Raw genomic sequence first — 13,189 nt, forward strand, 5'->3', positions numbered from 1 at the left:
ACGCGGCACCGGATATCGGGTCGCGCACGGCGCGCGGACCGGCCCGGGACAGAGCGCCTAGGGTGCTGGTCGTGGGCGCAGTCGAGGACCGGGAGCCGCCGGACGGCATCACCAAACACTTCACCGTGGCGGCCTTCGTCGTCCACGCGGGGCACGTCCTGCTGCACCCGCACCCCAAGGTCGGTCTGTGGCTTCCGCCCGGCGGACACATCGAGCCGCACGAGCTCCCCGACGACGCGGCGCGGCGCGAGACCCTCGAGGAGACCGGCCTGGCGGTCGACCTCGTCGGCTCCCACGGCATACCTCACGACGCACCGGGCTCGCCCCGGCAGCTCGTGCGCCCCGAGGGCATCCAGGTGGAGGACATCTCGCAGGACCCGCCGCACCAGCACATCGACCTCATCTACTTCGCCGTCCCGCGGCCCGGTTGGGAGCCTGGCCCGGGCGGCCTGCCGCGGGTGTCTGACACCTACGGGATGATGTGGCTGGACGCCCCCGCCATGTCTGGCACTCCCCTGACGTCCGAGGTGTCGGCGTGGGCGACCAAAGCACTACATACCGTCGTAGTCTGACTGCTACGCTGTGTAGTATCTAGTCGGACACGTCGAAAGTAGGCATCATGAGCTCCGCCACAGCTTCGGCCACCACCACGGCCACCCGCCTCACGGCACGGGACCACGAGGTTCTGCCCGTGGCCGGTGCCTGGATGCTGGCCATCACCCGCATCGCCTTCGGCTTCTACTTCCTGTGGGCGTTCCTCGACAAGACCTTCGGTCTGGGCTACGCAACCCCGGGCGAGCGCGCCTGGATCAACGGCGGCAGCCCCACCACCGGCTACCTCAGCGGTGTCGAGGGTCCGCTCGCCGGCTTCTACAACGGCATGGCCGGCATGGTCGTCATCGACTGGCTCTTCATGCTCGGCCTGCTGGGCATCGGCGTCACCCTCATCACCGGTGCCGGAGCCCGCGTGGGCGCCCTGGCAGGAGCGCTGATGTACCTGTTCATGTACGGCGCGGCGATCCCGACCGTGAACAACCCGTTCCTGGACGACCACCTCACCGGCGCGCTCGTGCTGCTCACCGTCGCCGCCATCCCGGCCGCGTGGAGCACCCTCGGGCTCGGCGACTGGTGGGCACGGACCGCCCCCGCGGCCCTGCGCTGACCAGCACGGCACCCACGACGACAGCCCCGGTCCTCGACCGGGGCTGTCGCATGTGGTCAGGGGGTGAGCCGCTCCCTTGCGGACGGGCCGTCCGGTGGTGCGACGGGGTCCTGGTGGCCGCTGCTGGTCGTCGCGGCCGCCGTCACCCCGCTGAGCTGGTGGTGGAGCGACCGGCGCCGGGGGACGCTGGAGCTGCTGGTGGTCCTCGGCCCCGCCCAGGGGCTGCTGCGCGTGCTGCTGGCCACCGGCGGGCCGCCGCCGGCTCGATGCACGCCGCGCACCACACGGGGGCCTCCATGGCCCTCGCGCACGCTGGCCACGCTCGTCACCGTGGTCCTCGTGCGGCAGGCCGACGCCGCGGTGCACACGATCGCCGACCTGCTCCGGACCCTCCTCGACGCCCTGCTGCCGACGCTGGGCACCCCACGGGTCCCCACGACATACCCTCGACTGGCGATCCGCGCCACCGTCGCGCCCGTCCTGACGGGACACCGCCAGCGACGACGTCCTCGAACTGTGCCGACGGCCAGGGCGTCCGGCCAGGCCGCACACCGGACGAGCAGCCAACAGCCGGAGCCGCAGCAACAAGAAGCGAGCGAACCCGACCGGACCCCCTCAGCGTGACATTGACGCGAAAAGAGCCGATGCCGACCGCAGGATCGCATCCGCCCGGCGCAGCTCGCGGTTCTCCTTCTCCAGCTGCACGAGCCGCTCGTGGGAGTCGGTCGCCGTCGCGGTCGACCCGGCCGCGGGACCGGGCCCGCGGAACCGTTCCGCAGGGTCGCGGCCGGGATGCCCAGCTGCTCACCCACCTGGCTGCAGGCGCGCTTGACCGGCATCCCCGGGTTCTCTGTGACCGTCTCGTTCACCGTGCGGATCGCACGCTCACCCAACTCGTCGGTGTACTTCCTCGGTGCAGGCATGACTCCACTCTCCCGTACAGATCAAGACCTCCACCAAACCCGGGGTGGTTCACACAGCACCAGTCCCCTACTATGGTCGCTTGTGGCTGCCGTGACCTCGATCCCCGTCGACCTGAGGACCCTGGCCGTGGTGCAGGCCGGAGGGCAGGGCAGTCGCATGGACGTGCTCACCCGTGAGCGGGCCAAGCCCGCCCTACCCTTCGCGGCGACCAACGCGCTCATCGACTTCCCGCTGTCGGTGCTGGCCGCGGCCGGCGTCAGCGACGTGTGGGTCTCGGTGCAGTTCCAGTCCAGCTCGCTGGACGGCTACCTCGCGGGGGGCCGGCCGTGGGACCTGGACCGCAACCGTGGCGGCTTCCGCCGGCTGACCCCCGAGGAGGGCACCGGGTCGGCCCACGAAGAGGGCTTCAGCCACGGCAACGCCGACGGCCTCTTCCGGATGCGCGAGGCGATCCGGGTCGCCGACCCGCACGTCCTCATCGTCATGTCCGCCGACCACGTCTTCAACCTCGACCTACGACCGGTGGTGGCCGAGCACCTGGCCCGCGAGGCCGAGTGCACCCTCGTCACCGCCGAGATCGGCGTCCAGGAGGCCACCCAGAAGGTCGTGGTCGAGCACGAGGCCGACGGACAGGTCACCGCCGTCCACGCCAAGCCGCGGTCCACCGACTCGGGCACCGTGGCAACGGAGATTTTCCTCTACCGGCCGCAGCCCCTGCTGGCCGAGCTGGAGCGGCTGCACGCCGAGCTGCAGGCCGCCGCGGACGACGACCGCGACACCGGGCTCGGCGACTTCGGCGACCACCTGCTGCCCGCCCTGGTGCGGCGGGGCCGCGTCCGGGCCGTCCCCATCACCGGGTACTGGAAGGACGTGGGCCGGCCCCAGGCATACCTGCAGGCCCACCGAGACCTGCTCACCGGCAGGGTCGACGTCTTCGGGCACGCCGACCGGCCGGTCCTCGGTCAGACGCTGCCCGGCCCGCCCGGCTGGGTGGGCGAGGAGGGCGAGCTCGTGGACGCCATGGTCGGGCCGGGCTCCCGCGTCCGCGGACGCGTCGTCCGGTCGGTGCTGGGTCGGGGCGTGCAGGTCCAGGCCGGTGCCCTGGTCGAGGACAGCGTGCTCCTCGACGACGTGCTCGTCGAGGCCGGTGCGCGGGTGCGGACGAGCGTCGTCGACCGGGGGACGCGGGTCGGCCGGGACGCCACCGTCGGTGCCTGCCCGCCCGGCACCCGGCTCACCGACGAGACCGTCACCCTCGTGGGGCAGGACTGCCGGGTCCGCGGCGGCACCACCGTCGAGCCCGGCGCCCGGCTGGAGCCCGGCAGCACCACCTGAGCTCAGCCGAATGGGGGCTCGGAGGGGTGATGGCGAGCCGGCTCAGGCGTGAGCGTCACCATGTGGGGTCTAGGGTTTCGGCGGGCCCCTGCTCCGCCTTGGCTAGCTCGTGGACAGTCACACGGTGTTCGACGATGAGGCGCCTGAACTGCAGATTGAGCACAGCTCTGGCCTGGTGGGCGTCCCACCCGAACCATTCACGCAAAGAACTAACGGCACCTCCCTCGTTGCTGGATGCGAAAAGGATGCCAAGTACGGAATCGGGGGGCGTGAAGGGCTAGCGACACAGTGCGCAGGATGTCCGCCTGGTGATCGTTGTCGGGTGAAGCCATAACGCCGTCAGCCTGCGCCTCGATCCACCGACAGACGTCGTTGAGTGGGGCGTTGCCGACCGCGTAGGCGATTCTGGGAAGCGGGCGTAGGAGATTCCCGACCTCTCTGCCGGGGAGTTCCGCGTGCAGGTTTCCCGGCTCTTCGTCTTTGAGGGTGGGGTCATAGGTTCAGTCCTCCGCCGATGAGGAGCATGCGGAGGCGGTAGTTCTCGAAGTTGATCATGTCGCGTATCAAACTTCTTGGAACACCGGTTATGAGGGCATGATCGGCGTGACCAGGGAGGAGATGGACTATGGTCGACCATCTGTGATCCCGGCGGAGCGCAAGACCAGGATCGTGCTCAGCGTGTTGGCGGGCGAGGTCTCTATCGCGGAGGCGGCGCGCAAGGAGAAGGGGTCCGAGCAGTTGATCGGCCGGTGGAAGGCCGAGTTCCTCGAAGCGGGGCGGACCGCGTTGGCGTCGGGCCGGACCGGGCCCACGACCCGGGAGGCCCAGCTGGAGGCCGAGGTCACCGAGCTGACCACTGCCCTGGGGGAGGCGCATCTTGAGGCCCGGGTCTGGAAGAGCGCTGAGGGGCGGCTGGGCCCTTCGAGGACCTCGAGGTAATCCGCACCGACGCGGGGATGCCGACCACGAGGTTCTGCCAGCTGATCGGCATCCCCGAACGGACCTACCGCCGTTGGCAGGCTCACGCCCGCGCGGGACGCCCAGGCCAAGGGCCCGTGGCCGCAGCCGGCACGGCAGGCATCGCGGGAGGTGGTCACCGGCCTGGCGGGCAGGCACGCCGCGTGGGGTCACCGGAAGGTCTGGGCGATGGCACGGCACTCGGGGCACCGGGTGTCGATGTCGACCACGGCGCGGATCCTCGACGACGCCGGGCTGCTGCTCAAGGCCGACTACCAGCGGGAACGGCGCCAGCTGGCCCAGGCGCGCAGGGCCGCGTTCGCGGACACGCCGACCACGCCGACCATGGTCTGGCAGTTCGACTTCTCGCCAGTCACGAGACCACCTCCGGCGGGACCTGGCGGGTCGCGCGGATCGCGGACTACTGGTCGAAGTATGAGTTCGGGTGGCACTGGTCACCGACCGCGAACCAGCACGACGCCATCGCCGCGGTCCAGCTCGCCCTGGCCGAGACTGCGAGCCTTCTGCCCGACGGTGTGGACCTGCTGGAACACCTGGCCGACCCGGTGACCGGGGAAGTCGTGCCGATCACGCTGGTGACCGACAACGGTGGCCCGTTCCGGTCGGCCAGGTTCGCCGCGTTCATCGAGTCGACTCCGCAGCTGGACCATATTCGTACCCGGGTCAGGACCCCGGGGCACAACGGCGTCCGGGAGCGGGCCTTCCAGTCCTTGAAGTACGAACGGCTCTACCGCGAGCAGATCGACGACATCCACGACCTCGTCGCTCACAGCGAGGACTTCCGGTCCGAGTTCAACACGACCCGACCCCACGAGGCGCTCTCCTGGAACCGGCCCCGCGAAGTGCACCTGGGCCTGGCCGACCCCGGCACACCCAACTTTGCCGAGGCCGAAAACCTGTCAGAAGCTTGACACGGGACACCCTCACAGGAGGCCCTCATACAGACCGCCTCACGGAACCTGTCTCACCCGACTTGACACCTTCCGGGCTGATGCCCTGCAGGTCGGACGTCAGCCTGCGTCGCTCCTCGTGCACCGCCCGCCAGATCGCGGTTCGGTCAACCACGTCGTTCTCCTTGCGCTCCCGGGCAGGGCCATCGGTTCATGACCGGTCCAGCATGGTCCCATCGGGATCGATACGCCGCAGGATCGCGGTGGTGATAGCCGTCAGCTGCTCGATCTGCGTGGGGGTCAGCGCGTCGACGACGGCGCCGCGGACGGCGGCGACGTGACCCGGCGCAGCTGCCCGGACCGCCTCCCACCCGTCGTCGGTCAGCCGGGCGTTCGTGGCGCGGGCATCCTCGGGACACGGCATACGCGACACCAGACCTCGACCCTCGAGACGCCGAACCACGTGCGAGAGCCGCGGGAGGGTGGCGTTGGTCTGGGCCGCGAGCGCGGTCATCCGCAGCGTCCGGCCGTCTGCCTCGGAGAGCATGGCCAGCGTGAAGTACTCGAAGTGGGTGAGCCCGCTGTCCCGCCGCAGCTGCGTGTCGAGCACACCGGGCAGCAGCTCCAGCACGGCTGCCATCCGGACCCAGGCCGCTCGCTCGGCATCTGTCAACCACGTCGTCGTCATCGCACCAGTATCACCGATGGTTGATGGGACAACCTCCGCCACCGACGAGGCGGGGTCAGTTGTACCGACAACTATGCGGTGGTACGGTAACGCAATTAGTTGACACGACAACTGCCGAGGGCCCCACCATGACCACCGATCTTCTTCTGCCCGGCACCACCACCATGGACGCCGTCACCCTGCACGTGGCCGACCTCCCGGGCATGACGGACTACTACCGTGACGCGCTCGGCCTCGAGGAGCTGCCCGGCGACGCCGCGCGCACCGCCATCGACCGTGGCTCCCCCGCCGTCGGGCGGGCCGACACCAGCGTCCTCGGTCGCGGACGCGACGCTCTCGTCATCCTCGTCCACACCCCCGGCCTCCCCGCCCCGGCACCCGGCCAGGCAGGCCTGTTCCACACCGCGCTGCTCTTCCCGGACCGAGCCGCGCTCGCGGACGTCGTCGCCCGGGCCGGCCAGCACCCCCGCTCGATCTTCGTCGGCTCCGCCGACCACCTGGTCTCGGAGGCGTTCTACTTCACCGACCCCGAGGGCAACGGCATCGAGCTCTACCGGGACCGGCCGCGCGAGCAGTGGAGCTGGCACGGCGGCCGGGTGGCCATGGACTCCCTCCCCCTGGACCCGCAGGCGTTCCTGCGCGACCACCACGTGGAGCAGGCCCCCAGCACCGCCGAGGTGGGCCACGTGCACCTCAAGGTCGGCGACGTCCCCACCGCGCGGGCCTTCTACGTCGACGCCCTCGGCTTCGAGGTCACCGCCCAGTGGAACGGCGCGATCTTCGTCTCGGCCGGTGGCTACCACCACCACATGGCCATGAACAGCTGGGGCAGCCGCGGCGCAGGCGCCCGGGCCGCCACCATCGGCCTCGGGCAGGTCTCCATCGTGGTACCGACCACCCAGGACGTCGACGCACTCGCCGAGCGACTCCGCCACCACGAGATCCCCGCCCAGCACGACGGCCGCACCCTGCGCTTCGAGGACCCCTGGCGCAGCTCCTCGAGGTCAGCGCCGCGACGTGACGCGATGACGAGCCCCACAGGCGACGGCCGCCAGCCACGACGAACGCCCCTCGACCGCGTCTCAGCAGGCCAGGGGCCTCATACCGCACCTCGAACCGGGTGAAAGCAATTGGGCGCTGCGGGAACAGACGACCTCGGGTTCAGAAGCTCGTTTCCGCATGAATTCAAGGGATTCGCGGCCATGCTGGCTCCGAAGGTGAGGGGGATGACACTCTGATCGGGGCGTCGACGGAACCAAAGAAACGACCACGAACACGGCTGATGGATAAGGAAGTGGACGCTATGCGAACAGCCCGTGAGCGCGGTCTCAGCGTGAATGCCATTGCGAAGCAGTACGGCATCCATCGGGGTACGGTGTGGGCGAAGACGCGGTAACGGTCTGGGAGCCAGATGCTCGGGTCATCTCTCGGGTGGGCACCGCATCGTTATGAATGTTCTGTCGAGTCGCCCCGAACCAGCGCGAAGCCCAGGCCATCGACATCGCTTGCCGTGTTGCTGAGGACAACCGCGCCGCGCCCGTTCGCGCGGTCGAAGCCGATCCAGCTACTGAAGCCGCCTGTTGTGCCGTTGTGCCAGGTGATGCCATCCGGTGTCGTGAACCAGGCGTAGCCGATCCGGTCGCTATCTACATCGATACGCGGTTCCGTTGCCGATACGCCGGGCGCGGTGCCATCGAGTTGTGCCCGCACATAAGCGGTCAAATCAGTGAGCGTGGAACGGACGCTCCCACCCGGTGCGTACGCGCCGAGCACCCACGGGTCACTCCGACGTCCGCTCTCGGTGAACCCCGTGGGCGCACCCGGCGCGAGATCGGAGACGCGGTTTGCCGCGAAGCTCGAGGACATCCCCAGCGGCGCAAAGATCCGCTCTTGGAGGAGTGCTGAGTAGTCACTTCCTTTGCTCGCCGCGAGTGCCTGACCAAGAAGGGCATAGCCGAAGTTTGAATACTCAAAGGCCTGCGGCCCGAGTTTCGTCGCGCGTGCGTCCATAACGAGCCGTTCGAGAGTGTCGCGATACGGGTCTTTCGCGAGAAGCTCGAACCGCAAGCTGTCTACATACATGCGCCAGGTATCAGGGAGGCGGGGCAGGCCACTGTGATGGGTCGCGAGGTCTTCAAGCGTGACGCTTGCTGCTGCGGAGTCACCGAGGTCGAGAAAATCGCCGAGACGAGCATCCGGACTGACCTCGTCACGCTCGATCATTTCTTGCAGCAGAGACGCCGTCATCGTCTTCGTGACCGAACCGACCTCGTACTCGGTATCGGCCGTCGCGCCGAAGCTCGCTATACGCGTATCGTCGCCATCGATGACAGAAATGCTCATCCGGTCGCGCACATCGGTCGATGTCGCCAGATGCACCTTCACTCGGGCGGCCAGGGCCGAGTCACCTGTCTCATCCGGCGACAGCGCAATTCGAGGCCTCCGCCGCGTCGCGGCGACACCGAGTGCGACCGCAAGAGGAACCATCCCTGCGGCAATTACCCATCGGCGCTTCACCCTCTCATCCTATTGGCGAGTGCATAGGCAAAGCTGGTGGGAGACGATGCGGCCCGCTGCCGGAAGTAGAACACCGTGGTGGGTGCCGGCGAACCGAAGGATGACCGGACAGCGAGTACCCCGTACTGTTCTTCTGCACAGATGGACACTCTCTGCCTGCGATACGAGCGCCGGACCGTCTCACATGCCCAAGCCATGCCCGCCGAGAGTTGGGTTGCTGTGGGGCGAGCGGGAGACGCGGAGTTGGCGTTCGCGCTCTGCAAGGATGCGGGCGGTCTCGCGCCGGGATTCCTCGGACGCGCGGGTCTGCGCGATTCGTTCGACCGCCTCGGCGGGAGTGAGCGCGCGTAGCGTCTCGGCTTCTGCGCGGGCGGTCTGGGCGGTGCGGGTCGCGTCTGCGGCCAGTCGTGCGGGTCGGGCGTTGACGTAAGCGCCAGGGTTCTTCCTCACTGCCTCGTCGCCGAAGACGCGAGCATAGACGCCGATGGTCGGCCACGGGTTCGGCTCCATCACGGCGTGGAGGGCCTGTGCGGTGGCGGTGCGCTGCTGCTCAGCCTCGACCACGCGAGGATCAGCGTCGATCTGGGGCCTGGTGACGCGCTCGACCCACGCTTGCCGGGTTTCGTTCCTGCGGGGCGGTTCGCCCCATGTCTTCGCGAGGCGTCGTTTCGCGTCGCGGGCGACGGTCTGGGCCGCGTCGTGCTCGGCGGTGGCGCGGCGCTTCTTGAACCGCCCTGCCGTCCGTACCCTGTCGCGGGCAGTCTGCTCAGCGGTGTCGGCGTCTTGCCAGTCGGTCAGCACGGCGCGCGCCTGCTCGATCATCGGTTCAGCGACCCCGGCGCGCACGAGTTCGAGCTGCTGCTTCGCCGCATCGTTGGCGTCGGCCGCCTGCTCCCGCTCGAACCGCTGCCGGGGGTGCAGCTCGTCCAGGCCATCACTGGCCTGCTGCCACCGCACAGCACTCGCCTCGGATTGTTCCGCAAGCCGTTCGAGGGCGGCTATCTCGGAGCGCACGAGCTTCACCGGGCCGTCATCAACCAACCCCCGCACGGCCTCGGCTGCCTGCTGGGTGGCGTCGGTGAGGCCACGGTCGGCGCGGTCGCGTTGCATCGCCTCGATGAACTGCTCTCGCGCGTCAGTCGTGTTGTCGGCGACGATATGCAGCCGGTTCTCACCCTTACCCCGCGTCATGCCGACGTAGACAGCCGGACCGGTCATGGCATCGGTGAGGATCGTGTGCGAGACCGGCACCGTCACCCCCTGCACCCCGTATGCGGTGGAGGCATAGGCGAGATGCGCATGCTCGGCGACATACGCGGCAGGAAGCCGCGCCGAGTGGTCACGCTTGCGGCCGTTCTCGGCCTCGACCGCCCAGACAGTGCCGTCCTCCTCGACGTGCTGGACGATCCACTGCTGACGGTTCGCCACCCCCAGAGCGGCGTCGTTCTTCCGCGTCTGAATCAGATCACCCCGACCCACCGGCAGACCATCACTGCCCGCCGTGATCGTGCTGTCGTCTACAGCCCCGGCACGCACCCGCTCATCACGGATGCGCATGTTCAACCGGGTGGCTTCGTCGTTGGTGGCAACGGTGACCGCCTGACCGTCGCCCCGCTGCGTGGCAATGTGCTCATGCAACTCGTCGGTATCGGCATGCAACTGAATGAGACCAAGGTCCTGTAGCTGCTCGAAGATCGCGGCGGGATCATCACGGCCCCGCAACCGAATCGAGAGGTCGGCGTAGGCAGGGTCGGCGAACCGGTGCACCTCGCTCATATCGATGGTACGGCCCTGAATCTGCGCGGCCATGTCGAGCACCCCACCCCGGCCGACGGCGGGGAGCTGCGCACGGTCACCGATCAGCGCGAGAGTTGCACCGTGTTCGGCGGCGACGGTGAACAGTGCGAGGGCGCTGTCTTGGTCGAGCATCCCCGCCTCATCCACCACAATCCGCTCACCCCGCCACAACCACGCAGCCTCCGGCGGGCCACTGTAGACACGACCGGTCTCCGGGTCGATATCGCCGACTGTCAGGCGTGTCCATACGCCGTCCTCGTTCCACCTGTACCCGTGGGCGTGGACGAGCGCGGCAACCGAATCAGCGGGCACACCGAGGGTCTGGTGTGCGACGTCAGCGGCTTTCTTCGTCTCAATGGCACGCTGATGGGGTCCGGTCGGGTTCGCTCCTTTTTCGCTGCTGCGGTGGGTCCCCGTCGTTGGCTGCTCGTCCGATGTGCGGCTCGGCCGGACGCCCTGGCGTCGGGCGTGGCGTGGCTTGATAGGAGCCTGCTCCGGGCTGGATTGAGGCGTGCCCGCCGCACCCGGCGACCAGGACGTCCATCCCAGTATCGACCAGGAGGTCCACCGCCATGGTGATGATCGGCACCGACTCCCACAAACGCACGCACACCTTCGTCGCCGTCGACGACGTCGGCCGGCGCCTGGGCGGGTGCACCCTGCGCGCCAACACCGACGGGCACCTGCAGCTGCTGACCTGGGCGGCACAGTTCCAGGAGGTCACCTTCGCCCTGGAGGACTGCCGGCACCTGACCCGCAGACTGGAGGGCGACCTGCTGCGTGCCGGGCAGCGGGTGGTCCGCGTCCCGACTCGGCTGATGGCCGGTGCACGCCGCGGGGCGCGGACACCGGGCAAGTCCGACCCGATCGACGCTGAGGCCGTCGCTGTGGCTGCGTTGCGTCACCCAGGACTGCCGGTCGCTGAGCTCGACGGCCCCGCCCGCCAGGTCAAGCTGCTCTCGGACTACCGGCGTGACCTGGTCATGCAGCGCACCCGCGCGTGCTGCCAGCTGCGTTGGCACCTGCACGAGCTGGACCCCGATCTGGCGCTGCCGTCCCGCAGCCTGCGTCAGGCCAACACCCGGGCCCGCGTCGAGGCCTTCCTCGACACCCAGGACGGCATCGTCGTCCGCCTGGCACGCAAGCTCCTGGTCCGGATCGCTGACCTCAGCGAGGAGATCAAGGACATCGAGAAGGAGCTCAAGACCCTGGTGGCGGACCAAGCCCCGACGCTGCTGTCACTGCCCGGCTGTGGCGTGTTCTCTGCCGCGGTGATCATCGGCGAGACTGCCGGTGTCCACCGGTTCCGGGACAAGGACGCCTTCGCCCGGTTCACCGGTACCGCGCCCGTGCCGGTGTGGTCCGGCGCCTCGGCCGGCAAGGTCCGCCTCAACCGTGGCGGCAACCGTCAGATGAACTACGCCCTGCACATGATCGCCCTCACCCAGGCGCGCGGCGTCGGACCCGGCCAGGCCTACCTGGCCAAGGCCGGAGCCCGCGGCAAGGACCGCGTCGCCGCGATGCGACTGCTGCGTCGACGACTCTCCGACGCCATCTACTCCGCTCTGCGCGCCGACCAGATCCCAGCCTCCACCCACATCCAGCAGGCCGCCTGAGACGCCGCCCTTGACATAGGAGCATCGGCGCAACCACCCGCACCACCCCACCCCGCTCGGCGGCGGCTTGGATGGCTGTGGCAAGCATGGTCGTCTTCCCGCTCCCGCAGCACCTTCCACAATCACCAGCGGATCAGCGGACGCAACGGCCGCCGCTGCCTCGGTCTGCCCAGCATCGAGTCCAACAGCTTCTGCAAGGCGTTGCACGTCGGGGTGCTTCGGTTCCCGGCCGGGCACATGGGCGGTGATGAGGTCGCACAGCTCGGTCTCGGCGTGCATGACGCGCACGCTCGTCAGATGCGCCACATGCTCCGGCCGTGGCGCGTCGGGCGGAAGGACCGAGAAGCAGTCCTCCAGCGCCAGCACCGTTGCAACCTGCACGAACTCGCGTATCTCCTCGGGGGTGGCGCGCAGGCCGTACTCGGTCATGATCCGCATCGCATGCTCGGTCACCGTGTGCTCCGACCACACCGACGCAGCGGCGGCGCAACGATCCAGCGCGCGAGAGGCAACCTCCTGCACGCTCAGGCCATCCAGCCCCACTGATGCGCGCGGGGCAGGGCGGCGCAAGGTGTCGGGGGCGTATCCGGCCTCCCGCAGCTCCGTCACCCATCCGGCTTCCTCGGCCAGAGTGGTGGGCTTCTTCGCAGGCCGTTCATGTGCCCATGCCTCGGCGCGCAGGCGGGTGGCAACGACCGGCCCCATCGTCTTGCCGGGGTGCGCGGCATCCCACGCGGCTTCGAGGCGTTCCAGGTTCTTACCCACCTGCGCGCCGCGCTTGCTCATCAGGGAGTTGAATGGCTGCAACTCGACCACTTCGCCCGTGGCGGGGTTGAGGGTCAATCCGTGCCGGTCGAGCACTTCGGCCAGTTCGGGGCTGGCGGCGATCACCGCAGTACCGAGGGCGCGGATCGCGCCTTGCTGCTTGAACAGGGCGGCACCGTTCAAGCCCCGCCACTTGCCCGCCGCGAACACTCTCATACCGATCTGCATGTGAATATGAAGCGCCCCAGGTTTGATGCCGCTCCTGTTTGAGTACAGGAGGATGAGCACCATGCCGAAGAAGATCGATCCGGAGCTTCGTGCCCGGGCGGTGCGTCTGGTCAGGGAGCACCAGCAGGAGTACGCCACGGTGACCGAGGCGATGACCGCAGTCGCCAACCAGCTAGGCGTGGCGCGGGAGTGACGAGGCTCGTCGAAGTTCCTCAGTGATGCTCACTGATTTTCCCCACCTTGGGCGGGGTTCAGTGTAGCGGTCGGCGGGTGCCGGTGGTGGCGGCGC

General features: G+C 68.9%; 12 protein-coding genes and 1 pseudogene. 9 read left to right on the plus strand and 4 right to left on the minus strand.

What is annotated here, in order from left to right; translation table 11 throughout:
- The first annotated feature begins 71 nt into the window (after positions 1-71).
- From BJF80_RS13410 to BJF80_RS20455, 6 genes are all read left to right on the plus strand, one after another.
- Complete coding sequence (locus tag BJF80_RS13410; RefSeq protein WP_158068539.1) at positions 72-572, plus strand: NUDIX domain-containing protein; 501 nt, start codon at positions 72-74, stop codon at positions 570-572.
- A gap of 47 nt (positions 573-619) precedes the next feature.
- A complete protein-coding gene (locus tag BJF80_RS13415; RefSeq protein ID WP_075814324.1) occupies positions 620-1,162 on the plus strand; it encodes a hypothetical protein in 543 nt (180 codons plus the stop codon).
- Positions 1,163-1,225: 63 nt separating this feature from the next.
- The gene (locus BJF80_RS13420) at positions 1,226-1,786 is read left to right on the plus strand and encodes a hypothetical protein (protein WP_075814326.1); all 561 of its coding nucleotides are present in this window, start codon (positions 1,226-1,228) and stop codon (positions 1,784-1,786) included.
- 381 nt (positions 1,787-2,167) lie between these two features.
- Positions 2,168-3,421 (plus strand): glucose-1-phosphate adenylyltransferase family protein, encoded by a 1,254-nt coding sequence (locus tag BJF80_RS13425; RefSeq protein WP_158068540.1) that lies wholly within the window; start codon positions 2,168-2,170, stop codon positions 3,419-3,421.
- A 639-nt stretch (positions 3,422-4,060) separates the two neighbouring features.
- A complete protein-coding gene (locus tag BJF80_RS13430; RefSeq protein ID WP_237767620.1) occupies positions 4,061-4,360 on the plus strand; it encodes a transposase in 300 nt (99 codons plus the stop codon).
- A 554-nt stretch (positions 4,361-4,914) separates the two neighbouring features.
- A complete protein-coding gene (locus tag BJF80_RS20455; RefSeq protein WP_237767621.1) occupies positions 4,915-5,310 on the plus strand; it encodes an integrase core domain-containing protein in 396 nt (131 codons plus the stop codon).
- Between the two features lie 190 nt (positions 5,311-5,500).
- Here BJF80_RS20455 and BJF80_RS13440 read toward each other — a convergent pair whose 3' ends face one another.
- Complete coding sequence (locus tag BJF80_RS13440) at positions 5,501-5,977, minus strand: MarR family winged helix-turn-helix transcriptional regulator (RefSeq protein WP_075814328.1); 477 nt, start codon at positions 5,975-5,977, stop codon at positions 5,501-5,503.
- 128 nt (positions 5,978-6,105) lie between these two features.
- On the opposite strand from BJF80_RS13440, the gene BJF80_RS13445 reads away from it, so the two are divergent.
- Complete coding sequence (locus tag BJF80_RS13445) at positions 6,106-7,101, plus strand: VOC family protein (RefSeq protein WP_075814330.1); 996 nt, start codon at positions 6,106-6,108, stop codon at positions 7,099-7,101.
- A gap of 322 nt (positions 7,102-7,423) precedes the next feature.
- On the opposite strand, the gene BJF80_RS13450 is transcribed toward BJF80_RS13445, so the two are convergent.
- Both BJF80_RS13450 and BJF80_RS13455 read right to left on the minus strand, forming a co-directional pair.
- Positions 7,424-8,494 (minus strand): serine hydrolase domain-containing protein, encoded by a 1,071-nt coding sequence (locus tag BJF80_RS13450; protein WP_143554118.1) that lies wholly within the window; start codon positions 8,492-8,494, stop codon positions 7,424-7,426.
- A gap of 180 nt (positions 8,495-8,674) precedes the next feature.
- The gene (locus BJF80_RS13455; RefSeq protein WP_083673685.1) at positions 8,675-10,843 is read right to left on the minus strand and encodes an AAA family ATPase; all 2,169 of its coding nucleotides are present in this window, start codon (positions 10,841-10,843) and stop codon (positions 8,675-8,677) included.
- A gap of 20 nt (positions 10,844-10,863) precedes the next feature.
- Between BJF80_RS13455 and BJF80_RS13460 the strand changes: the two genes are divergently transcribed.
- Positions 10,864-11,907, plus strand: coding sequence for an IS110 family RNA-guided transposase (locus tag BJF80_RS13460; RefSeq protein ID WP_075814396.1), 1,044 nt, complete (start codon positions 10,864-10,866; stop codon positions 11,905-11,907).
- Between the two features lie 651 nt (positions 11,908-12,558).
- On the opposite strand, the pseudogene BJF80_RS20460 reads toward BJF80_RS13460, so the two are convergent.
- Positions 12,559-12,963 (minus strand): annotated as a pseudogene (locus BJF80_RS20460) (relaxase domain-containing protein); the annotation flags it as partial.
- Here BJF80_RS20460 and BJF80_RS19115 point away from each other — a divergent pair.
- The gene (locus tag BJF80_RS19115) at positions 12,953-13,093 is read left to right on the plus strand and encodes a hypothetical protein (protein ID WP_187344378.1); all 141 of its coding nucleotides are present in this window, start codon (positions 12,953-12,955) and stop codon (positions 13,091-13,093) included. The pseudogene BJF80_RS20460 and the gene BJF80_RS19115 overlap by 11 nt on opposite strands.
- The last annotated feature ends 96 nt before the right edge of the window (positions 13,094-13,189 follow it).

It is taken from the genome of Serinicoccus sp. CUA-874 (genome assembly GCF_001942225.1).
GTDB classification, from domain to species: domain Bacteria; phylum Actinomycetota; class Actinomycetes; order Actinomycetales; family Dermatophilaceae; genus Ornithinicoccus; species Ornithinicoccus marinus.